General features: G+C 70.6%; 20 protein-coding genes. 12 read left to right on the top strand and 8 right to left on the bottom strand.

What is annotated here, in order from left to right; translation table 11 throughout:
• The first annotated feature begins 119 nt into the window (after positions 1-119).
• From mce to ACFY10_RS50895, 7 genes are all read left to right on the top strand, one after another.
• A complete protein-coding gene (gene mce, locus ACFY10_RS50925; RefSeq protein ID WP_390672241.1) occupies positions 120-560 on the top strand; it encodes a methylmalonyl-CoA epimerase in 441 nt (146 codons plus the stop codon).
• A 210-nt stretch (positions 561-770) separates the two neighbouring features.
• Positions 771-4649, top strand: a complete 3879-nt coding sequence (gene scy, locus ACFY10_RS50920) for a polarized growth protein Scy (protein ID WP_390672240.1) — start codon at positions 771-773, stop codon at positions 4647-4649.
• A gap of 183 nt (positions 4650-4832) precedes the next feature.
• Positions 4833-5768, top strand: a complete 936-nt coding sequence (locus tag ACFY10_RS50915; RefSeq protein WP_030950047.1) for a cellulose-binding protein — start codon at positions 4833-4835, stop codon at positions 5766-5768.
• 194 nt (positions 5769-5962) lie between these two features.
• Positions 5963-6940 (top strand): ABC transporter ATP-binding protein, encoded by a 978-nt coding sequence (locus tag ACFY10_RS50910; RefSeq protein ID WP_390672239.1) that lies wholly within the window; start codon positions 5963-5965, stop codon positions 6938-6940.
• 2 nt (positions 6941-6942) lie between these two features.
• Positions 6943-7713: an ABC transporter permease gene (locus ACFY10_RS50905; protein ID WP_390672238.1), complete on the top strand. Its 771-nt coding sequence runs from the start codon at positions 6943-6945 to the stop codon at positions 7711-7713.
• A 114-nt stretch (positions 7714-7827) separates the two neighbouring features.
• Complete coding sequence (locus ACFY10_RS50900) at positions 7828-9072, top strand: ATP-binding cassette domain-containing protein (protein WP_390672237.1); 1245 nt, start codon at positions 7828-7830, stop codon at positions 9070-9072.
• Positions 9069-9944, top strand: a complete 876-nt coding sequence (locus ACFY10_RS50895) for an ABC transporter permease (protein WP_390672236.1) — start codon at positions 9069-9071, stop codon at positions 9942-9944. The genes ACFY10_RS50900 and ACFY10_RS50895 overlap by 4 nt, the downstream gene beginning before the upstream one ends.
• 33 nt (positions 9945-9977) lie before the next feature.
• Here ACFY10_RS50895 and ACFY10_RS50890 read toward each other — a convergent pair whose 3' ends face one another.
• Complete coding sequence (locus ACFY10_RS50890; protein WP_390672235.1) at positions 9978-10319, bottom strand: ATP/GTP-binding protein; 342 nt, start codon at positions 10317-10319, stop codon at positions 9978-9980.
• 219 nt (positions 10320-10538) lie between these two features.
• On the opposite strand from ACFY10_RS50890, the gene ACFY10_RS50885 reads away from it, so the two are divergent.
• Entirely contained in the window at positions 10539-11567 is a 1029-nt protein-coding gene (locus ACFY10_RS50885; protein WP_390672234.1) for an LLM class flavin-dependent oxidoreductase, read from the top strand.
• 84 nt (positions 11568-11651) lie between these two features.
• Here ACFY10_RS50885 and ACFY10_RS50880 read toward each other — a convergent pair whose 3' ends face one another.
• A complete protein-coding gene (locus tag ACFY10_RS50880; protein WP_232652334.1) occupies positions 11652-12044 on the bottom strand; it encodes an SCO5389 family protein in 393 nt (130 codons plus the stop codon).
• Positions 12045-12300: 256 nt separating this feature from the next.
• Here ACFY10_RS50880 and nucS point away from each other — a divergent pair, with 256 nt between their 5' ends.
• The gene (gene nucS / locus ACFY10_RS50875; protein WP_390672233.1) at positions 12301-12972 is read left to right on the top strand and encodes an endonuclease NucS; all 672 of its coding nucleotides are present in this window, start codon (positions 12301-12303) and stop codon (positions 12970-12972) included.
• 75 nt (positions 12973-13047) lie between these two features.
• Here the strand turns inward: nucS and ACFY10_RS50870 are convergent, their stop codons facing one another.
• The 4 genes from ACFY10_RS50870 to ACFY10_RS50855 form a co-directional block, all read right to left on the bottom strand.
• Positions 13048-15573: an ATP-binding protein gene (locus ACFY10_RS50870; RefSeq protein WP_390672232.1), complete on the bottom strand. Its 2526-nt coding sequence runs from the start codon at positions 15571-15573 to the stop codon at positions 13048-13050.
• Positions 15574-15779: 206 nt separating this feature from the next.
• Positions 15780-16103, bottom strand: coding sequence for an STAS domain-containing protein (locus ACFY10_RS50865; RefSeq protein WP_016438220.1), 324 nt, complete (start codon positions 16101-16103; stop codon positions 15780-15782).
• 169 nt (positions 16104-16272) lie between these two features.
• Positions 16273-17121 (bottom strand): 3-hydroxyacyl-CoA dehydrogenase family protein, encoded by an 849-nt coding sequence (locus ACFY10_RS50860; protein WP_390672231.1) that lies wholly within the window; start codon positions 17119-17121, stop codon positions 16273-16275.
• Positions 17122-17257: 136 nt separating this feature from the next.
• The gene (locus ACFY10_RS50855) at positions 17258-17899 is read right to left on the bottom strand and encodes a TetR/AcrR family transcriptional regulator (protein ID WP_390672230.1); all 642 of its coding nucleotides are present in this window, start codon (positions 17897-17899) and stop codon (positions 17258-17260) included.
• 81 nt (positions 17900-17980) lie between these two features.
• Here ACFY10_RS50855 and ACFY10_RS50850 point away from each other — a divergent pair, with 81 nt between their 5' ends.
• From ACFY10_RS50850 to ACFY10_RS50840, 3 genes are read left to right on the top strand one after another with little or no spacing between them, the layout of a single operon-like run.
• Positions 17981-18763 (top strand): ABC transporter ATP-binding protein, encoded by a 783-nt coding sequence (locus ACFY10_RS50850; RefSeq protein WP_390672229.1) that lies wholly within the window; start codon positions 17981-17983, stop codon positions 18761-18763.
• A gap of 10 nt (positions 18764-18773) precedes the next feature.
• A complete protein-coding gene (locus ACFY10_RS50845; protein WP_390672291.1) occupies positions 18774-19523 on the top strand; it encodes an ABC transporter permease in 750 nt (249 codons plus the stop codon).
• Between the two features lie 13 nt (positions 19524-19536).
• Positions 19537-20109, top strand: coding sequence for a cob(I)yrinic acid a,c-diamide adenosyltransferase (locus tag ACFY10_RS50840; protein ID WP_390672228.1), 573 nt, complete (start codon positions 19537-19539; stop codon positions 20107-20109).
• Here ACFY10_RS50840 and ACFY10_RS50835 read toward each other — a convergent pair.
• Positions 20106-20303: a hypothetical protein gene (locus tag ACFY10_RS50835; protein WP_390672227.1), complete on the bottom strand. Its 198-nt coding sequence runs from the start codon at positions 20301-20303 to the stop codon at positions 20106-20108. The genes ACFY10_RS50840 and ACFY10_RS50835 overlap by 4 nt on opposite strands.
• On the bottom strand, positions 20303-20710 hold the full coding sequence (locus ACFY10_RS50830; protein ID WP_390672226.1) for a hypothetical protein: 408 nt from the start codon (positions 20708-20710) through the stop codon (positions 20303-20305). The genes ACFY10_RS50835 and ACFY10_RS50830 overlap by 1 nt, the downstream gene beginning before the upstream one ends.
• Between the last annotated feature and the right edge of the window lie 26 nt (positions 20711-20736).

The raw sequence follows: 20736 nt of genomic DNA, 5'->3' as shown, positions 1-20736 counted from the left end.
CGAGGAGTGAACGAGGGTTTACTTCGAATGTACTGAGTGGCACTCCGTGCCGTCACCCGGCGGTCGGTGTGATCGCTGGCACGTTGCGTAACCATCCGAAGAGCGCTGCACTGACAAACATGCTGACGCGAATCGACCACATCGGGATCGCCTGTTTCGACCTCGACAAAACTGTCGAGTTCTATCGGGCCACATACGGCTTCGAGGTGTTCCACTCCGAGGTCAACGAGGAGCAGGGCGTCCGCGAGGCCATGCTCAAAATCAACGATACGTCCGACGGGGGCGCCTCCTACCTGCAGCTTCTGGAGCCGACGCGACCGGACTCGACCGTCGCGAAGTGGCTCGACAAGAACGGCGAGGGTGTCCACCACATCGCTTTCGGTACGGCGGATGTGGACGGCGACGCGGCCGACATCAGGGACAAGGGCGTACGCGTTCTGTACGAAGAGCCCCGGCGCGGCTCCATGGGGTCACGAATCACGTTCCTGCACCCCAAGGACTGCCACGGCGTTCTGACAGAACTGGTCACTTCGGCGCCTGTTGAGTCACCTGAGCACTGACCCCCGTACATATGGGCCGGTAGGGTTGGGGGCGGTCGCCGCTTCTTGGGGGGTGACCGCACGCCGGGGTCCGGGTTTCGGGGGGCGAGCGTCGGGGCAGCAGCCCATGCTCCGCCGTTGATCTGACACCATTCCCCGGGGGCCCCGTTCGGCGGATGGACGGAGCTCGTTTGGCCAGACTTGCGACCAGGGGACGGATGGGACCGCGCAGTGCGGGGCTACGAACGCCAGGAGCGAGAGCCGGCGGCTGACGTCGACCACCTCTCTCGGTTCGAGGCCGAGATGGAGCGGCTGAAGACCGAGCGGGAAAAGGCGATCCAGCACGCCGAGGACCTCGGCTACCAGGTCGAGGTGCTGCGCGCCAAGCTGCACGAGGCGCGCCGCACCATCATGTCCCGGCCCGCCTTCGACGGCGGTGACATCGGCTACCAGGCCGAGCAGCTGCTGCGGAACGCGCAGATCCAGGCCGACCAGCTGCGTCAGGACGCCGAGCGCGAGCTGAGCCAGGCGCGGGCGCAGACCCAGCGCATCCTGCAGGAGCACGCGGAGAACGCGGCCCGGCTGCAGGCCGAACTGCACCAGGAGGCGGTCACCCGCCGCCAGCAGCTGGACCAGGAGCTGGCGGAGCGCCGCCAGACCGTCGAGTCGCACGTCAACGAGAACGTGGCATGGGCGGAGCAGCTGCGCGCCCGTACGGAGTCCCAGGCCCGTCGGCTGCTCGACGAGTCCCGTGCCGAGGCCGAGCAGGCCATGGCCACGGCGCGTGCCGAGGCCGAGCGGATCGCTTCCGAGGCCCGGCAGCGGCTGCAGAGCGAGGCCGAGGAGGCCCGCGCGGAGGCCGACCAGCTGCTGCTGAGGGCCCGTACGGACGCCGAGCGGCTGCTGAACGCCGCGTCCTCCCAGGCCCAGGAGGCCACCGACCACGCGGAGCAGCTGCGCACCTCCACCGCCTCGGAGTCGGACTCCGCCCGTCGCCAGTCGCAGGAGCTGAGCCGGGCCGCCGAGCAGCGCATGGCGGAGGCCGAGGAGGCGCTGCGCAAGGCCCAGACCGAGGCCGACAAGCTCGTCACCGAGGCCACGGCGGCGGCCGAGAAGGCTCTCGCCAGCGCCGAGTCGACGAACGAGCAGCGCACGCGTACGGCGAAGGAGCAGGTCGCCCGGCTGGTCGAGGAGGCCACCAAGGAGGCCGAGGCCACCAAGTCGGACGCCGAGCAGGTCGTCGCCGACGCCCGCTCCGAGGCCGAGCGGATCGTCGCCGAGGCCTCCGAGAAGGCCCGCACGATCACCGCCGAGGAGAGCGCGACCCAGCTGTCGAAGGCGGCCAAGACCGCCGAGGACGTCCTCAACAAGGCGCAGGAGGACGCGCAGAACACCACCAAGGCAGCCGCCGAGGAGGCCGAGCGGATCCGCCGCGAGGCCGAGGCCGAGGCCGACCGGCTGCGCGCCGAGGCGCACGACATCGCCGAGCAGCTCAAGGGCTCGGCGAAGGACGACACCAAGGAGTACCGCGCCAAGACGGTCGAGCTGCAGGAGGAGGCGCGCCGGCTGCGCGGCGAGGCCGAGCAGCTGCGCGCCGAGGCGGTCGCCGAGGGCGAGAAGATCCGCGCGGAGGCCCGCAGGGAGGCCGTACAGCAGATCGAGGAGGCGGCCAAGACCGCCGAGGAGCTGCTGGCGAAGTCCCGGCAGGACGCGGACGAGCTGCGCCAGAAGGCCACGACGGACAGCGAGAAGGTCCGTACGGAGGCCATCGAGCGGGCGACCACGCTGCGGCGGCAGGCCGAGGAGACCCTCCAGCGCACCCGCCAGGAGGCCGAGCGGCACCGCGAGGAGGTCGTCGAGCAGTCCGAGGGCATCAAGGCCGACGCCGAGCGGGCCGCGCGCGAGCTGCACGAGGAGACCGAGCGGGCCATAGAGGCGCGCCGTGCGGAAGCCACCGAGGAGCTGACGCGGCTGCACACGGAGGCCGAGGAGCGCCTCGCCGCCGCCGAGCAGGCACTGACCGACGCCCGTGACGAGGCGTCGCGGATCCGTCGTGAGGCCGCCGAGGAGAGCGAGCGGCTGCGCGGCGAGGCCGCCGAGCGGATCCGCACCCTGCAGGCACAGGCCGAGACGGAGGCCGAGCGGCTGCGCAACGAGGCCGCGTCGGACGCGTCCGCCTCGCGTGCCGAGGGCGAGGCCATCGCCGTACGGCTGCGGTCCGAGGCCGCCGCGGAGGCGGAGCGGCTGAAGTCGGAGGCGCAGGACAGCGCAGACCGGGTGCGGGCGGAGGCGCTGGCCGCCGCCGAGCGGCTCGGTACCGAGGCGTCCGAGACGCTGGCCGCCGCGCAGGAGGAGGCCAACCGGCGCCGTCGCGAGGCCGAGGAGACCCTCGGCGCCGCGCGCACCGAGGCGGACCAGGAGCGCGAGCGGGCCCGCGAGCAGAGCGAGGAGCTGCTGGCCTCCGCGCGCAACCGCGTGGAGGAGGCACAGGCCGAGGCGGTGCGGCTGGTCGAGGAGGCCGACCGGCGCGCGAACGAGATGGTCTCGGGCGCCGAGCAGCACGCCCAGCAGGTGCGGGACTCGGTGGCCGGGCTGCACGAGCAGGCCCAGGAGGAGATCACCGGGCTGCGCAGCGCCGCCGAGCACGCGGCGGACCGTACCCGGCGCGAGGCGCAGGAGGAGGCGGACCGGGTCCGCGCCGACGCGTACGCCGAGCGGGAGCGGGCCAGCGAGGACGCGGGCCGTATCCGGCGGGAGGCGGCCGAGGAGACGGACGCCGCCAAGTCGCTTGCCGAGCGCACGGTTTCGGAGGCGATCGCGGAGTCGGAGCGACTGCGTTCGGACGCGGCCGAGTACGCCCAGCGGGTGCGTACGGAGGCGTCGGACGCGATCGCCGAGGCCGACCAGGCGGCGGCGCGCACCCGGGCGGACGCCCGCGAGGACGCCAACCGCATCCGCTCGGACGCGGCCACGCAGGCGGACACCCTCATCACCGAGGCGCGGGGCGAGGCCGAGCGGCTCACCACGGATACCGTTCGGGACACCGATCAGCTGCGCACCGAGACGGTCGCGGAGGCCGAGCGGGTGCGGGCCGAGGCGGTCGCCAAGGCCGAGAAGCTCATCGCGGACGCCACCGGGGACGCGGAGCGGCTGCGCGCCGAGGCCGCCGACACGGTCGGCTCCGCGCAGCAGCACGCCGAGCGGATCCGCAGCGAGTCGGAGCGGGTCAAGGCCGACGCGGCGGCGGAGGCCGAGCGGCTGGTCAACGCCGCGCGCGCGGAGGCCGAGCACACCCTCGACGAGGCCCGCAGGGACGCGAACAAGCGGCGCCAGGACGTGGCCGAGCAGGTCGACACGCTCATCACGGAGACCACGGCCGAGGCCGACAAGCTGCTCTCCGAGGCGCAGCAGCAGGCCCACAAGACCACCGCCGAAGCGGAGTCGCAGGCCGACACCATGGTGGGCGCGGCCCGCAAGGAGGCCGACCGCCTGGTGTCGGAGGCGACGGTCGAGGGCAATTCGCGGGTCGAGAAGGCCCGTACGGACGCGGACGAACTGCTCGTCGGCGCCCGCCGGGACGCCACCTCCATCCGCGAGCGCGCCGAGGAGCTGCGCGACCGCATCACCGGCGAGATCGAGGCGCTGCACGAGCGGGCCCGCCGGGAGTCCGCCGAGACGATGAAGTCGGCGGGCGACCGCTGCGACGCGCTCATCAAGGCCGCCGAGGAGCAGCTGGCCAAGGCGCAGGCGAAGGCCAAGGAGCTGGTCTCGGAGGCGAACTCCGAGGCGGGCAAGGTCCGTATCGCCGCCGTCAAGAAGGCCGAGGGGCTCCTGAAGGAGGCCGAGCAGAAGAAGTCGGCGCTCGTGAAGGAGGCCGAGGAGCTCAAGGCCGAGGCGATCCGCGAGGCCAGGCGCACCGTCGAGGAGGGAAAGCGCGAGCTGGAGATCCTGGTGCGCCGGCGCGAGGACATCAACGCCGAGATCTCCCGTGTCCAGGACGTCCTGGAGGCGTTGGAGTCTTTCGAGGCCCCGACTGCGGGCAAGGACGGTGGCGTCAAGGCGGGCGCCACGGTCGGCGCCCCTCGTTCGGGTAAGCCGTCGGACAGCTGATCGACAGGTCCAAATCGGGCGTCGTCTGGGGCCTTTGACCAATTTTTTGGCAAGTGGTCCGAGGGTTAGCCACTCAAAAGGGGTGTCATTCTCCAGATCAAACACGTATCCGCTCGATGACACACCGCTTCGGCCCCTAGGATTCCCCCTATCACCTCACCGGTCTCATTTGACAGGAACCCCATGAGCGACACTTCCCCCTACGGCTTCGAGCTTGTGCGGCGTGGGTACGACCGCGCTCAGGTGGACGAACGAATCTCCAAGCTCGTCTCCGACCGTGACAGCGCTCTCGCCCGCATCACCGCTCTGGAAAAGCGCATCGAGGAGCTCCACCTCGAGACGCAGAACGCCCAGGCTCAGGTAACCGACGCAGAGCCGTCGTACGCCGGTCTCGGCGCGCGTGTCGAGAAGATCCTCCGCCTCGCCGAGGAAGAGGCCAAGGATCTGCGCGAGGAGGCCCGTCGCGCGGCCGAGCAGCACCGCGAACTTGCGGAGTCGGCGGCCCAGCAGGTCCGCAACGACGCAGAATCGTTCGCTGCGGAGCGCAAGGCCAAGGCCGAGGACGAGGGCGTCCGGATCGTCGAGAAGGCCAAGAGCGACGCCTCCCAGCTGCGTTCCGAGGCGCAGAAGGACGCTCAGTCCAAGCGCGAGGAGGCCGACGCCCTCTTCGAGGAGACCCGCGCCAAGGCCGCGCAGGCCGCCGCCGACTTCGAGACGAACCTCGCCAAGCGCCGCGAGCAGTCCGAGCGCGACCTGGCGTCCCGTCAGGCCAAGGCCGAGAAGCGCCTCGCGGAGATCGAGCACCGCGCGGAGCAGCTCCGCCTGGAGGCCGAGAAGCTGCGCACCGACGCCGAGCGCCGCGCCCGCCAGACGGTGGAGACGGCCCAGCGCCAGGCCGAGGACATCGTGGCCGACGCGAACGCCAAGGCCGACCGGATCCGTTCGGAATCCGAGCGCGAGCTGGCCGCCCTCACCAACCGCCGCGACAGCATCAACGCCCAGCTGACGAACGTCCGCGAGATGCTCGCGACGCTCACGGGCGCCGCGGTGGCCGCGGCCGGTTCGCCGGCCGAGGACGAGCCGATCTCCCGTGGGGTTCCGGCTCAGCAGACCCGGTAACACCGCCTGACGGCAGCAGGGGCCCGCACCATCTCCCCCGAGGGTGCGGGCCTTTGGCGTGTCCTTGCGCCGCTCCCCTCGCCCATGGCCTCGGCATGAGCGCGGCCGACCCGGCCCTGCTCCTTCGGCAGCCCGAGGCGAGCCCGGCGCCCGCTCAAGTGGCAGCCACCGAACCCCGGTCTTAGCGTGACCACATGATCGAGCTCGAGGGCCTGACCAAGCGCTATGGCGAGAAACTGGCGGTCAACAACCTCACCTTCACCGTCAGACCCGGCATGGTGACCGGGTTCCTCGGGCCGAACGGGGCCGGCAAGTCGACGACGATGCGGATGATGCTGGGCCTCGACCGGCCCACCGCGGGGGACGTCCGGATCGACCGCAAGCACTACGACCACCTCAAGGACCCCCTGAAGTACATCGGCGCCCTGCTGGACGCCAAGGCCGTGCACGGCGGCCGCAGCGCCTTCAACCATCTGCTGTGCCTCGCGCAGAGCAACGGCATCCCGCAGCGGCGGGTGGCCGAGGTCCTCGACACCGTGGGCCTCACGGCGGTCGCGAAGAAGAAGGCCAAGGGGTTCTCGCTGGGCATGGGGCAGCGGCTCGGGATCGCGGGTGCGCTGCTCGGCGACCCGCGGATCCTGATGTTCGACGAGCCGGTCAACGGCCTCGACCCCGAGGGCATCCACTGGATCCGCAATCTGATGAAGGCCCTGGCCGCCCAGGGGCGGACCGTCTTCGTCTCCTCCCATCTCATGAGCGAGATGGCGCTGACCGCCGACCATCTCGTCGTGATCGGCCAGGGGCGGCTGCTCGCCGACACCTCCATGGCCGACTTCATCGAGCGGAACTCGCGCTCGTACATCCGGATCCGCTCGCCGCAGCGCGAGCGGCTGCTCGACGTGCTGCACGAGGCCGGCGTCACCGTCATCGAGTCCGGCAGCGGGGCGCTGGAGGTGGACGGCGGCAAGGCCGAGCAGATCGGCGAACTGGCCGCGCAGCACCAGATCGTGCTGCACGAGCTGAGCCCGCAGCAGGCCTCCCTGGAGGAGGCGTTCATGCAGCTGACCGCGGAGTCGGTGGAGTACCACGCGCACGCCGACACACCCGTCGGGACGCCCTTCGAGACGCCCCCCGGGCAGCAGCACTGGGGCGAGGACTGGAAGAGGAGCTGAGCATGGCGGCGATTCAGGTCGTGCGGTCCGAGTGGACCAAGATCCGGTCGGTGGCGTCCACGGTGTGGACACTCTCCCTCGCCGTCGTCGTCACCGTCGCCCTCGGCATGCTGATCTCGGCGCTGTCCAGGCACGAGTTCGACAAGATGAGCCGGCAGGACCGGCTCACCTTCGACCCGACCTTCATCAGTTTCGCGGGCATGAGCCTCGGCCAGCTCGCGATGATCGTGTTCGGGGTGCTCGTCGTCTCGAACGAGTACAGCACCGGCATGATCCGCACCTCGCTGGCCGCCGTACCGCAGCGCGGCACCTTCCTGTTCAGCAAGATCGCCGTGGCGACCGGCCTCGCGCTCGCCGTCGGCATGGCGACCGGCTTCGTCGCCTTCTTCCTCGGACAGGCGATGCTCGGCTCGCACCGGGCCTCGATCGGCGATCCGCACGTCCTGCGCGCCGTGATCGGCGGCGGCATCTACATGACCCTCATCGCGGTGTTCTCGATGGGCGTCGCCGCGATGCTCCGCTCGCCGATGCTGTCGCTGGGCATCCTGATGCCGTTCTTCTTCCTGATCTCCAACATCCTCGGCAACGTCGACGCGACGAAGAAGATCGGCCGGTTCCTGCCCGACCAGGCCGGCAGCAAGATCATGCAGGTGGTCCCGCGGATCGACGACGACACCCCGTACGGCCCGTACGGCGGCCTCGGGATCATGGTGCTGTGGGCGCTTGCCGCGCTGCTCGGCGGGTATGTGTTGCTGAAGAAACGGGATGCGTAAGCGGGGGCACACCTTTTACTTGCTCTTGAGCGGAACCGTCAGCCGCTCGATATCCTCCTAACCCTTACGGGGGCGTGTGCCCTGCTGTCCTGATCCTTTCGATGGGTGCGGAGCATGATCGAGGCTGTCGGCCTGACCAAGCGCTACGGCGACAAGACCGCCGTCTACAACCTTTCCTTCCAGGTGCGGCCCGGTGCCGTCACCGGCTTCCTGGGGCCCAACGGCTCCGGCAAGTCGACGACGATGCGCATGATCCTCGGCCTGGACAACCCCACCGCGGGGCAGGTGACGATCGGCGGCTACCCGTACCCCAAGCTGCCCAACGCCCCCCGCCAGGTGGGCGCCCTGCTCGACGCCAAGGCCGTGCACGGCGGCCGGTCGGCCCGCAGCCACCTGCTGTGCCTGGCCCAGCTGTCCGGCATCCCGGCGCGCCGGGTCGACGAGGTGCTGGGCGTGGTCGGGCTGCAGGAAGTGGCCAGAAAGCGCTCCAAGGGCTTCTCCCTCGGCATGGGGCAGCGGCTCGGCATCGCCGCCGCTCTGCTCGGCGACCCCCAGGTGCTGCTGTTCGACGAGCCGGTCAACGGCCTCGACCCCGAGGGCATCCTCTGGGTGCGCAACCTCATGAAGGCGCTCGCCGCCGAGGGCCGTACGGTCTTCGTCTCCTCCCACCTGATGAGCGAGATGGCGCTGACCGCCGACCACCTCATCGTGATCGGGCGCGGACAGCTGCTGTCCGACATGAGCGTCAAGGACTTCATCTCGGCGAACTCCGCCGACTTCGCGCGCGTGCGCACGCCGGACACCGAGCCGCAGCTGCGCGAGAAGCTGACAGGCGCACTCACCGAGGCGGGCGGGCACGTGCTGCCCGAGCAGGACGGCGCCCTGCGGATCACGGGACTGCCGCTCCCCCGCATCAGCGACATCGCGCACGAGGCCGACGTACGCCTGTGGGAGCTGTCGCCGCACCAGGCCTCGCTGGAGGAGGCGTACATGCGGATGACGCAGGGGGCCGTCGACTACCGCTCGACCACCGACCAGAAGTCGGGGCTCATGCAGCCGCTGCCGCCCGGCGCACAGCCGCCGATGCCGGTACCCGGGCAGGGCCAGCCGGACTGGTACGCCCCGCCGTCGCCCCAGGAGGGCGGGCAGCCGTTCGCGATGCCACAGGGCCAGCCGGGTCCGTACGGCGCCGGGCAGCCCCCGGCGGGTCCGTACGGCGCTCCGGGCGCACCCGGCGCGGACCGGCCCAACCCGTACGCCCAGCCGGCGCCCGCGGCGCCCCAGACGCCGGCCGCGCCGCCGCAGCCCCCCGCCTCCGCCGCCCCCGCCGACCTGACCAAGCCCGAGGACGCCCGATGAGCACCCCGCAGCCCCCGATGCCGCAGGCCGCCGCACCCGACTGGCAGGCGGCGGCGCCCGGTTCGCCGTACCCCGGCTACACCTCGCCGATCCCCGTCGTGCGCACCCACCTGGGGCACGCGATCTCCTCGGAGTGGACGAAGATCAGATCGGTGCGCTCCACGATGTGGACGCTCGGCGTGTTCGTGCTGCTCGTCGTCGGCATCGGTCTGCTGACCGCCGCGCTGGTCGCCGCCAACCAGGCGGAGGACAGCCTCAGGGGCCAGAACCCGTTGTCCTTCGGCGTGTTCGGGCTGCTCCTCGGCAGCATGTGCATCATCACGCTCGGCGTGCTGACCACGGCCTCGGAGTACGGCACCGGCATGATCCGGACCACGATGACCGCGTGCCCGTCACGCGCGCGCGTGCTGGCGGCGAAGGCGATCGTGTTCTTCGCGGTGGCGTTCACCGTCACGTTCGTGTCGGTGCTCCTCGTCGCCCTCGCGGACGTGGCCATGCTGCAGGGCGCCAAGGAGCCGTCCGGCAGCGATTGGCTGAAGGGCACGTTCGGCATCTCGTTCTACATCGCGCTGCTCGGGCTGCTCTCGCTCGTCGTCGGCTCGATCATCCGGCACTCGGCGGGCGCCATCACCATCATGATCGGCCTCGTGCTGGCGCCGCTGGTGATCGCGCTGTTCATGTTCTCGTCGGCCCTGGAGGACGTGCGCCAGGCCCTGTTCGACTACTCGATCCCGAACCAGCTCGGCGCCTTCTACTCCAACTCCCTCAGCGACACCGGCCCGACCGGCTGGGACCCGGTGTGGATCGCCCTGGGCGTGACGGCCGTCGCCTTCGCCGGCGCGATCGCGCTGCTGCAGAAGCGCGACGTCTAGTGCAGATCCAGATGCGCGACGTCTAGGACAGGTTCAGAACTTCGGCGCGTTACGGGACCGCTGCACCCGCGTGGTGCGGCGGTCCTTCGCGTTCCAGCACGCCTTGTGCCAGTGGCGGCGCTCGTCGACGCCCGAGTGCTCCGGCCAGGCCACCACGTGCGGGACACCGGAGGGGATCATCTGGTCGCAGCCGGGGCAGCGGTACGTCTTGCCCTGTGCGCTCGCGCCCGCCACGTGCCGCACGCTCCACTCCTCGCCCTGCCAGCTCTCGGTGGACTGCCAGCCGCCGTAACGGCCGGGGCGGTCGTCCTCGGCGCTCCGGCCGGACGAGTCCGACGGGTCGGCACCCTTGGGTCGGTTGCGACGCGGGGACACGGGACACCTCACGGGGCTATACAGGAAGCACGGGTCGTGTCCAGCCTACGGGGCGCGGACGGGGGTACGCGTAGAGCACCGGCCGGCCCCCGTCCCGCCGAGACCACCCATTTTGCAGACAATCCGCAAATCTCTTCGCCAGGCCGTGTCCTCGGCACGTGTCAGACGGTTATGCGGGTGGGGGAGCTCCGCGTCGGAGCCAAGGAAGCAGGAAAAGCAATGCGCGTAGGAAGTTTCGTGTTGGCGGCCCAGTTCCCGGGGCAGGGCCAGGGGGAGGCGCTGCACCGCGCGGTCCGCTCGGCCGAGGTCGCCGAGGAAGCGGGTCTTGACTCGGTCTGGCTGGCCGAGCACCACTTCGTGCCGTACGGGACGTGCCCGTCGGCGATCACACTGGCGGCGTTACTGCTCGGCCGGACCCGCAGGCTCCGGGTCGGTACGGCGGTCACCGTACTGCCCACCGCCCACCCGGTGGCGGTCGGCGAGCAGGCCGCGCTGCTGCACATCACGTCCGGCGGGCGCTTCTCGCTGGGCGTGGGGCGCGGCGGGCCCTGGGTCGACCTGGAGGTGTTCGGCTCGGGCATCAAGGCGTACGAGGAGGGGTTCCCCGAATCCCTCGATCTGCTGGTGCGCTGGCTGCGCGAGCCGTCGGTCGGGGCCATGGGCGAGCGCTTCGGTTTCCGTGAAGTGCCCGTCGTACCAAGGCCGTCGGAGTCCCTGTCGGAGACGGCGGGCCCCGAGGTGGTCGTCGCGTGCACCTCGCCGTCGAGTGTGCGGCAGGCCGCCGAGCGCGGACTGCCGATGCTGCTCGGCATGCATGTGGGTGACGAGGAGAAGGCCGAGATGGTCGCCCTGTGGCGGCAGCTCGCGCGCGCCGCCGGACATTCCGCGGAGACGGTCCAGGGCGCGGCCCATGTCTCGGCCGGCGTCTGCCAGATCGCGGACCGGCGTACGGACGCCGTGGAGGCACTGACGAAGGCGATGCCGGGCTGGCTGAAGCAGGGACTGGAGGCGCATGTCACGGTGGACGGCCGGACCCGGCAGATGCGCGACCCGCTGGCATACACCGAACTGCTCTGCGGACTGCACCCGGTGGGCACCCCGCGCCTGTGCGCCGACCGGCTCGCCGCGACCAGCGAGCGGACCGGAATCTCCCGCTTCGCCCTGCTCGTGGAGGGCTCGGGAGACCTGGCGGCCACCGAGGAGAACGTACGGCGGCTGGGTGCCGAGGTGCTCCCGCACCTCGGTTGAACGGGCCTGCCCGGCAGCGGAGCTTGCCGCCCCAGTACTGAATGCACCTCCCGCGTACGGAGCGGCAAGCGAGCGGCTTGCTCCTCAGCAGTCCCGGAACTCCGGGGACTGGTTGAGCAGCTGACTGCGGACCGAGGTGAAGCGGGCCAGCGTCTCGTCGACCGAGGCGTCCAGCGGGAACACCGCCACCCGGTGGCAGTTCTGGAAGGCCAGCCGCACACCGAAGTGCCTCTGCAGCGCGCCGCGTATCGCGTCACTCGCGAGCGCACGCAGCAGCTGTCCGCGTGCCTGCTCGTCCGGCGGGGGCGTCTGGTTGTCGGCGAAGTTTCCGCCGTCCACCTTCAGCTGAGCCACCAGGGAGCTGATCATCTCCCATGCGTAAGGCAGGGAGGTCCGGACGCAGTCGACGAATTCTGCTTCGTCGACCTCGCCTCGCTCGGCCTTTTCGAGTAGGGCCGGTGAGACGTCGAGCGACATGGGTTCTCCTCTCGCACCCCCGTGGTCGACAGGGGTTGCCGGACAGATAGGGGAGTTCGCGATACCGAACACGCTCAGTACCCGCCTCGCGACCTCCCGTTTACTACGGTAAGCAACGGACGGTGACGGCACCAGGAAAATGCGTACATGGAGAGCCCTCATTGGGCACACAATCAGCCACAAATGAACATGGGTTGTCTCGGGTCTTCCGGGGCGAATCGCGTGGACCGGTACCCGTCCAGTAGCGTTGCCGACCATGCGTCTCGTCATTGCCCGATGCTCCGTGGACTACGCGGGCCGGCTCACCGCCCATCTCCCCTCGGCACCCCGCCTGATCCTGGTGAAGGCCGACGGCAGCGTCTCCATCCACGCGGACGACCGCGCCTACAAGCCCCTGAACTGGATGTCCCCGCCCTGCACGCTGAAGGAAGGTGCGGGCGACGAGGACGGCGTCTGGACCGTCATCAACAAGGCGGGCGAGAAGCTGATCATCACGATGGAGGAGATCCTCCACGACTCCTCGCACGAACTGGGCGTGGATCCCGGCCTGATCAAGGACGGCGTGGAAGCACACCTTCAGGAGCTCCTCGCCGACCGCATCGAGACGCTCGGCGACGGCTACACGCTCATCCGCCGCGAGTACATGACGGCCATCGGTCCGGTCGACATCCTGTGCCGGGACGCCGAGGGGCAGACCGTCGCGGTCGAGATCAAGCGGCGCGGCGAGATCGACGGCGTGGAGCAGCTCACCCGCTACCTCGAGCTGCTGAACCGGGATCCCCATCTCGCCCCCGTCCGCGGCATCTTCGCGGCCCAGGAGATCAAGCCGCAGGCCCGTGTCCTCGCCACGGACCGCGGAATCGGCTGCGCGGTGCTGGACTACGACGCGCTGCGGGGTATCGAGGACGACAAGCTGCGCTTGTTCTAGCCTCCGGCTCGTTTGCTACGACCAAGAGGGCCGGGTCCGTTCGACGGACCCGGCCCTCACTGTCTGCGCGGAACCTCAGATCACCGCGCCCGAGCTGCTGCTCGCGGGGGCGCTGGCCGAGCTGCTTGTCGTCGCCGGGGCGCTGGAGGACGCGGGGGCGCTGGACGCCGGGCCGCTGGCCGAGTTGGAGGTGGTCGGGGACGACGGCGGGGTAGACGTGGGCGGCGTCGTCGTCGGCGGCGCGGACGAGGTCGGCGGTTGCGAGGTCGTCGGCGGAGATGTCGTCGGCGGCCTGGTCGTGGACGGGCTCGTCGGCGGCTTGGTCGTAGACGGCTTGGACGGCGAGCTCGTCGTACTGCCCCCCGACCCCTTCGTGCCACTCGGGTTGTCCGAAGGCTGCGTCGTGTCGGACGGCGGCGTCGGGTCGTCCGAGGTGCCGAGTGTGCCGTCGGGGCCCGGGTCCGTCGGGCGGCTCGTCGCCGTGCCGGTGTCGCTCTTCGGCTTGTCGGCGCCGAGGCTGCCGTCGTCGGTGCCCGCGCTGGCGGACGGGTTGACGCCGACCTTGTCGGACGGGTTGTTGGCGTCGTTGTTGGACGTGGCGCCGAGTGTCACGACCGTGCCGAGGACGGCCGCGAGCAGTGCACCTGCGCCGGCCGCGACGAGGTTGCGCCGGGCGAGGCCGCGGATGCCGCCCCGGTGGGACTTGGGCGGCGGGCCGGACGTGGCCCGGTGGACGACCAGCGTCGAGGTGTCACCGGACGAAGGCTGCGGCGGGCTCGCCAGGAACGCGGCCGGCACTCCTCCGGGCGGCGACTGCGACTCCTCGTAGCGCGCGTCCGGGACCTCCTCGCCCGCCGTCGAGCCGAGGCCCGGCGTGGTGCCGGAGCGGTCGGCGACCAGGGCGAGGGCGCGGCGCCCCGCGACCGTGCCGCGCTTGTCGGCGAGTGCGCCGCGCAGCCCGATGGAGGCCTCCAGCTCGGCGCGGGCCCGGTCGAGCTGTCCGCCGCAGAGTGCGAGGATGCCCAACTCGTGCTGGAAGTAGGCCTGTTCGGACACCTCGCCGGAGAGCCGGGCGGCCTCGGAACCGGACCGCAGCGCCCGCTCCCAGGCGCTCCAGTGCAGGCCCGCGGCGAACGCGGGCGCCGCCGTGCGGGCCAGCTGCACGGTGACGCTCTCCTCGCCCTCGGCCGGGGCGGTGGTGCCCGGCACGAGGATGCCGAGCGCGGCGAGCAGGGCGTCGGCCTCGGCGCACACGCGCTCCGGAGTGACCGACGGGTGCCCGGCCCACCAGGCGTAATGCTGGGCGGCGGTCAGGGCCTGCGCCTCGACGTCGTCGCCGTATCCGGCGGCCTCGAGCTGCGTGAGGACTCCGGCGGCGAGCCGGTAGCGGGTGCCGACCGCGGAGACCAGTCCGCAGGAGGCCAGTTCACCCAGGGCGGCGTCCGCGTGGGTGTCGCCGACGAGTGCGGGCAGATGCGCCTGGTGCGGCACCTCGCCGCCGAGCGCGACGGCGAACCGCAGCGTGGCGCGCGCCGAGGCACTGAGCCGGGAGGCCAGCAGCGGCGCGGGTGCGGCGGCCTCGCCGAGCGACGGCAGGGGTACGTCGTCGCTCTCGGCGTCGAGAGACGCGTCAAAGGGTGCGTCCACGGGGATGGCGTCCTCGAAGACACCGAACTCGTCGACGGCCCCGGCCCCGGCACGCTGCTGGTCGCGCTGGCGCAGCAGGGCGCCGGCCTGGACGAAGCGCAGCGGCAGGCCCTCGGACTCGAACCAGAGGTCGCCGGCCCAGTTGGACTCTTCCTCCGTCAGCACACGGCCGACGGCGCGCTCGATGAGCTCCACGCCGCCCGCACGGTCGAGACCGCCGAGGAAGACCTCTTCGAGGGTGGAGTCGGCGGAGGGTGCGGGCACGTCGGGCGTCGCGCCGATGACGAAGGCGCACTCGGGCGTCGCGTCCAGCAGCTCGTCGAGCCCGGCGCCGCCGAACTCGACGTCGTCGAGGACGACGACCGCGCCGATGTCCCGGACGAGTTCGAGCAGTTCGTCCTGTTCCGGGCGGTGCAGGGGCGCGTTGTAGACGGCGTAGAAGAGGTCGTAGAGCAGGTCGCTCGCCGTGCGGTGGAAGCCGCTGAGACGGACGACGCCGTCGGGGGCGAGGTCCGCGCAGTCCTCGGCGACGAGGTCGAGGAGGGCGGTGCGGCCGGAGCCCGCGGGGCCGGTGAGACGGACGGAACGGCCGCGGGCCAGCAGCCGGACCAGGCGCTCGCGCTCCTCCTGTCGTTCCAGCAGATGCAGCGACGGCTGGGCCGGTCCCGGCGGAACGGGCGGCTTGGCCGCGCGGTTCACCTCGGCACGCTCGGCGGCCGTCAGCTTCTCGGGCCGCCCCGGACGCTCGCCCGGCGGGCAGGCCTCTATCTCGCTGCCGTCGACGGGGTTGACGGTGAGCAGGTAGTCGCCCGTGACGAGCTGCACCGTGCGCGCGAGCGCGGGCGTGTGCTGCCCGAAGTCCGTTGTGAGGGAGTCCCTGGGCGGGCGCTGGCGCGGCGCACTGCCGTCGCCGTCATGGCCGTACTCCTCGGGTCCCCGGTTGTTCGGGTCCATAGGTTCAAGCCCCCCAAAAGCGTCGTGTGTGCCTTGAGCCCCTCCCGGCCTTGCTGCACACCGCGCTGTCGCTTCTGGTCCGGGCCCGCTTGCAGGGATGTCAGGCAGCGGGCGACCGAACCCTAAACCTTCGCTCAGTATCTACGACAGCCCGGGGTACCGCGCCGTGCGAGACGTCACAGTCTCGTGAGGATTGCATCGAAGGGTCACACGCGGGGCAGCGACTCCACCCCGATGCCGCCCTCGATCGCCAGGATCCGGTGCAGGCGCGTGGCCACCAGCAGGCGCTGCATCTGCGGCGGAACGTCGCGCAGCACCAGACGCCGGCCGCAGCGGCCGGCCCGCCGGTGGACACCCATGATCACCCCGAGTCCGGTGGCGTCCCAGGAGTCCAGTTCGGACAGGTCCAGCACCAGGTCGCCGGCTCCGTCGTCGACGGCCGAGTGCAGGACCGTACGGGCGTCCGCCGCGCTGCGGACGTCGAGGCGGCCCCCGACGACCAGCTCGGCGTGGTCGCCCCTGATGTACATATGCGCTCCCCGAGAGTGCGGTGACGTACTCCGTGACGGTGGCTGTGCAACGTCTGACTGCTTCAGCGGCGACGAGGTTGCCGTCTGTAAGCGAACCGATACCGAATTCACCCCCGCGGGTGATACCCGCGGGGCCTGTGCGGTTTCAGTGGCTGTACGTACTGATGTGTCAGTACGTGTAGAAGCCCTGCCCGCTCTTGCGCCCGATGTCACCGGCGTCAACCATCCGGCGCATCAGCTCCGGCGGCGCGAACTTCTCGTCCTGCGACTCGGTGTAGATGTTGCTGGTGGCGTGCAGCAGGATGTCGACGCCGGTCAGGTCCGCCGTGGCCAGCGGGCCCATCGCGTGGCCGAAGCCCAGCTTGCAGGCGAGGTCGATGTCCTCGGCGCTCGCCACGCCCGACTCGTAGAGCTTGGTCGCCTCGACGACCAGCGCCGAGATCAGACGGGTCGTCACGAAGCCGGCGACGTCCCGGTTGACGACGATGCAGGTCTTGCCGACGGACTCGGCGAACTCCCGCGCGGTGGCGAGGGCTTCGTCGCTCGTCTTGTAGCCGCGGACGAGTTCGACGAGCTGCATCATCGGCACCGGCGAGAAGAAGTGGACGCCGACGACCCGCTCGGGGCGCTCGGTGGCCGCCGCGATCTTGGTGATCGGGATCGCGGAGGTGTTGGAGGCGAGCACGGTGTCCTCGCGGACGATCTTGTCGAGCGCCCGGAAGATCTCGTGCTTCACTTCCAGCTTCTCGAAGACCGCCTCGACGACAACGTCCGCGTCCGCGGCGGCGTCCAGGTCGGTGGTCGCGGTGATGCGGCCGAGGGCGGCGTCGGCGTCGTGCGCCTCCAGCTTGCCCTTGCTCACGAACTTGTCGTACGAGGCCTTGATGCCGTCGGTGCCACGCTTGAGCGCCTCGTCGGTGACGTCACGCAGGACGACGTCCCAGCCCGCCTGCGCGGAGACCTGGGCGATCCCGGAACCCATCAAGCCGGCGCCGATGACGGCAAGCTTCCGTGCCACTGTGCGACTCCCCTTTGAAACGCCTTACACCCTGTTTACGTTGCCTCTTCGGCGGACCCTAGCGCTCGTGAGGTGCTGTGTGACCGGTAAGTAATGCGCGTCACGTCTCATCTGACGGACATCACACCGGCGCGCCTCATTCCGTGCCTCGGACGGCGTAGTTGAGCACCTTCTCGCCCAACAGCTCCTCGATGTCGTCGAGGAGGAGCAGTACCTCTCGTGACACTTCGCCCGGGTTGCGCCCCTTGACCATCTCACGGCCGATGACGCCCATCACACAGCTGTGCACCCAGCCGAGCTGACCGGCGATCAGATGCGGCATCGGGTCGCCGTCGGCCGCGCCGGTCTCCTCGCGCAGGGCCTGTTCGAGATTGGCCTGAACCTCCTGCCCGATCGCCCACAGCCGCGAGCGCAGAGCGGGTGCGTTCTCGATGACGCGCATGAAGGTGGCATACCCCGGGATCAGTCCGACCCTCGGTGAGACCGCCTCGACCTCCTCGCGCAGTTCGCGCAGGATCGCGGCGGCAGCGGACTCCCCCTTGTTCCGGCCGCGTACCCATCGGCCCATCCGGTCGACGAGCCCTGCGGAGCGGTCGAAGAAGAGGTCCTCCTTCGCCGGGAAGTAGTTGTAGACGGTGTTGACGGAGACGTCGGCGGCCTCGGCGATCTCCGCGACGGTCACCGCGTCGAAGCCACGCTCGACGAACAGGCCCGTGGCGACGTCGGAGATGTACTGCCGGGTCTGCCGCTTCTTCCGCTCCCTGAGCCCCTCTGCCATGTCCGAATCCTAGCTTTCGCTGGGTCCACTGAAAACTTGGAGTCATTGCAAAAATGGTGAGCCTCTGTTTTTCTGTGAGGCATGGCAGTCATCAGCGCGGCCGGACTGGCCCGCACCTTCCAGACCAAACGCGGCCCCGTGGAGGCCGTCCGCGGTATCGACCTCACCGTCCACGAAGGCGAGATCCTCGGCTTCCTCGGCCCGAACGGAGCGGGCAAGACCACCACCCTGCGCATGCTCACGACCCTGCTCGCCCCGACCGGCGGCGCGGCCACCGTCGCCGGCCACGACCTCGCCGCCGATCCGGCAGGCGTACGGAAGGCCTGCGGCTACGTCGCCCAGACGGGCGGGGTCGACGGACAGATCGGCGTGCGGGAGGAACTGGTCACGCAGGGCCGCCTGTACCGCCTGACAAAACCTCAGGCGATCGACCGCGCCGAGGAGCTGGCCCGCGACCTGGGCCTCACCGATCTCCTCGACCGCAAGACCTCAGCGCTCTCCGGCGGTCAGCGCCGCCGCCTCGACATCGCGATGGCGCTCACCCACCGCCCGAAGGTCCTGTTCCTCGACGAACCGACGACCGGCCTCGACCCCGGCAGCCGCGCCGACCTGTGGGACCTGATCCGCCGCCTGCGCGACCAGCACGGCACGACCGTCTTCCTGACCACCCATTACCTGGACGAGGCCGACGCCCTCTCCGACCGTCTGGTGATCGTCGACGAGGGAGTGGTCGTGACGGAGGGCACGTCGAGCGCGCTGAAGCTGCAGTACGGCGGCTCGATCGACGCGACGCTCCAGGACACCTTCCTCGCCATCACTGGCCGCGGTGCCGTCCCGGCCGACGCCGCCCGCGTAGCCGTATAGGACCGCCATGATGCTTCTTCACGACACCGCACTGATCTACGGCCGCTATCTGCGCCAGTCCCTGCGCTCGCGCTTCGCGCTGCTCTTCGGCGTGCTGATGCCGCTCCTCTATCTCCTCTTCTTCGGACCGCTGCTGACCGGTCTGCCGCTGGGCGGGCGGGGCAGTTCCTGGCAGCTGCTGGTGCCGGGGCTGCTGCTCCAACTCGGTCTGTTCGGCGCCTCGTTCGCGGGGTTCTCGATCATCATCGAGCAGGGCCAGGGGGTGGTCGAGCGGATGCGCGTGACGCCCGTGAGCCGGCTGGCCCTGCTGCTGGGCCGGGTGCTGCGCGACGCCACGGTCTTCGTCTTCCAGGCGGTGCTTCTGGTGGTCGCGGCCGTGGCGATGGGGCTGCGGGCGCCGCTCGCCGGGGTCCTGATCGGCTTCGGGTTCGTCGCCCTGCTCACGGTCTCGCTCGGCTCGCTGTCGTACGCGATCGCGATGAAGGTCCACACCCCGCAGGAGTTCGGGCCGCTGATCAACGCCATGACCATGCCGTCGATGCTGCTGTCCGGCCTGATGCTGCCCATGTCCCTGGCCCCGGCCTGGCTGGACGTGCTCTCGCACTTCATGCCGTTCCGCTATCTGGTGGACGCGGTGCGGGACGCTTACGTCGGCTCGTACACGACGGATCACATGCTGTACGGGGTGCTGGTGGCCGTCGCCTTCGCGGGACTGGCCGTGACAGTGGGCACACGCGTGTTCCGTACGGCCGGAGCGTAACTACGCTGGTCACATGGTCAATCTGACGCGCATCTACACCAGGACCGGCGACCAGGGCACCACCGCCCTCGGCGACATGAGCCGGGTCGCCAAGACCGATCTGCGCATTTCTGCGTACGCGGACGCCAACGAGGCGAACGCGGTGATCGGCACGGCGATCGCGCTGGGCGGACTCGACGAGGAGATCGTCGCGGTCCTCACCCGTGTGCAGAACGACCTGTTCGATGTCGGAGCGGACCTGTCCACGCCGGTCGTGGAGAACCCGGAGTTCCCTCCCCTCCGTGTCGAGCAGTTCTACGTCGACAAGCTGGAGGCGGACTGCGACCGCTTCAACGAGCGGCTGGAGAAACTGCGGTCGTTCATCCTGCCGGGCGGTACGCCGGGTGCGGCCCTGCTGCACCAGGCGTGCACGGTCGTACGGCGGGCCGAGCGCTCCACCTGGGCGGCGCTGGAGGTGCACGGTGAGGTGATGAATCCCCTCACCGCGACCTACCTGAACCGTCTGTCGGACCTCCTGTTCATCCTGGCCCGCACAGCCAACAAGGACGTCGGCGATGTGCTGTGGGTGCCGGGCGGGGAGCGCTAGCGCTCGGCGTCCTGGGCCGCGTCCTGGTCGGCCCGGGCGACCGCGGACTCGGCGGCGGCCACCTTCTTCTGCATCTCCGAGTAGCCGGAGGGGGTGGCCGGTGCCTGCTGCGACGCCGTACCGCCTGTGTGTGTGCAGCCCGCGGTGAGTGCCGCGAGGGCGGCGAGCGAGGCGGCCGCGGTCTTCGGACGCATCAGCTCGCGCCCTCGTTGTTGTCCTTGCACCAGGTCCGGACGTCGGCCAGGTCCTTCTGCCGTTGCTGCAACGTCGTCACCAGGGACTTGCGGAAGGTCAGCCGGTCCTGGAGATATGTGGCGATCTCGTTGTGGCCGGCCGACTTGGCGTTGTCCACGCGCTGCTGCAGGCGGGCGATCGAGCCGCGCTTGTCCGCGCCCGCATTCAGCCGCTTCAGTGCGCGGTCGATGCGGTGGTCGATCTTCGGCGCCCGCTTGCAGAGGGCCTTCGCGCCATCACCGGTCGGCGTGGCGCCGGGGGCCGGTGTGGTCGTGCTGTTGGCCGTCGCCGCGCCGGTGCCGGTCGCCAGCAGTGCCGCAGCGGCCAGCCCCACGAGGAGGGTGCGCCGCCTTCGTCGTACGTACATCTTGAGCCTCCGTTCCGCGGACGGCC

This window comes from Streptomyces sp. NPDC001401 (genome assembly GCF_042895385.1).
In the GTDB taxonomy this organism is placed as follows: domain Bacteria; phylum Actinomycetota; class Actinomycetes; order Streptomycetales; family Streptomycetaceae; genus Streptomyces.
This window is presented reverse-complemented; position numbering and strand designations above follow the sequence as displayed.

Coding starts and splice junctions, on each gene's coding strand:
- mce (WP_390672241.1), top strand. CDS start 120: ATGCTGACGCGAATCGACCACATCGGGATCGCCTGTTTCGACCTCGAC.
- ACFY10_RS50915 (WP_030950047.1), top strand. CDS start 4,833: ATGAGCGACACTTCCCCCTACGGCTTCGAGCTTGTGCGGCGTGGGTAC.
- ACFY10_RS50910 (WP_390672239.1), top strand. CDS start 5,963: ATGATCGAGCTCGAGGGCCTGACCAAGCGCTATGGCGAGAAACTGGCG.
- ACFY10_RS50905 (WP_390672238.1), top strand. CDS start 6,943: ATGGCGGCGATTCAGGTCGTGCGGTCCGAGTGGACCAAGATCCGGTCG.
- ACFY10_RS50900 (WP_390672237.1), top strand. CDS start 7,828: ATGATCGAGGCTGTCGGCCTGACCAAGCGCTACGGCGACAAGACCGCC.
- ACFY10_RS50895 (WP_390672236.1), top strand. CDS start 9,069: ATGAGCACCCCGCAGCCCCCGATGCCGCAGGCCGCCGCACCCGACTGG.
- ACFY10_RS50885 (WP_390672234.1), top strand. CDS start 10,539: ATGCGCGTAGGAAGTTTCGTGTTGGCGGCCCAGTTCCCGGGGCAGGGC.
- ACFY10_RS50880 (WP_232652334.1), bottom strand. CDS start 12,044: ATGTCGCTCGACGTCTCACCGGCCCTACTCGAAAAGGCCGAGCGAGGC.
- nucS (WP_390672233.1), top strand. CDS start 12,301: ATGCGTCTCGTCATTGCCCGATGCTCCGTGGACTACGCGGGCCGGCTC.
- ACFY10_RS50870 (WP_390672232.1), bottom strand. CDS start 15,573: ATGGACCCGAACAACCGGGGACCCGAGGAGTACGGCCATGACGGCGAC.
- ACFY10_RS50865 (WP_016438220.1), bottom strand. CDS start 16,103: ATGTACATCAGGGGCGACCACGCCGAGCTGGTCGTCGGGGGCCGCCTC.
- ACFY10_RS50855 (WP_390672230.1), bottom strand. CDS start 17,899: ATGGCAGAGGGGCTCAGGGAGCGGAAGAAGCGGCAGACCCGGCAGTAC.
- ACFY10_RS50850 (WP_390672229.1), top strand. CDS start 17,981: ATGGCAGTCATCAGCGCGGCCGGACTGGCCCGCACCTTCCAGACCAAA.
- ACFY10_RS50845 (WP_390672291.1), top strand. CDS start 18,774: ATGCTTCTTCACGACACCGCACTGATCTACGGCCGCTATCTGCGCCAG.
- ACFY10_RS50840 (WP_390672228.1), top strand. CDS start 19,537: ATGGTCAATCTGACGCGCATCTACACCAGGACCGGCGACCAGGGCACC.
- ACFY10_RS50835 (WP_390672227.1), bottom strand. CDS start 20,303: ATGCGTCCGAAGACCGCGGCCGCCTCGCTCGCCGCCCTCGCGGCACTC.
- ACFY10_RS50830 (WP_390672226.1), bottom strand. CDS start 20,710: ATGTACGTACGACGAAGGCGGCGCACCCTCCTCGTGGGGCTGGCCGCT.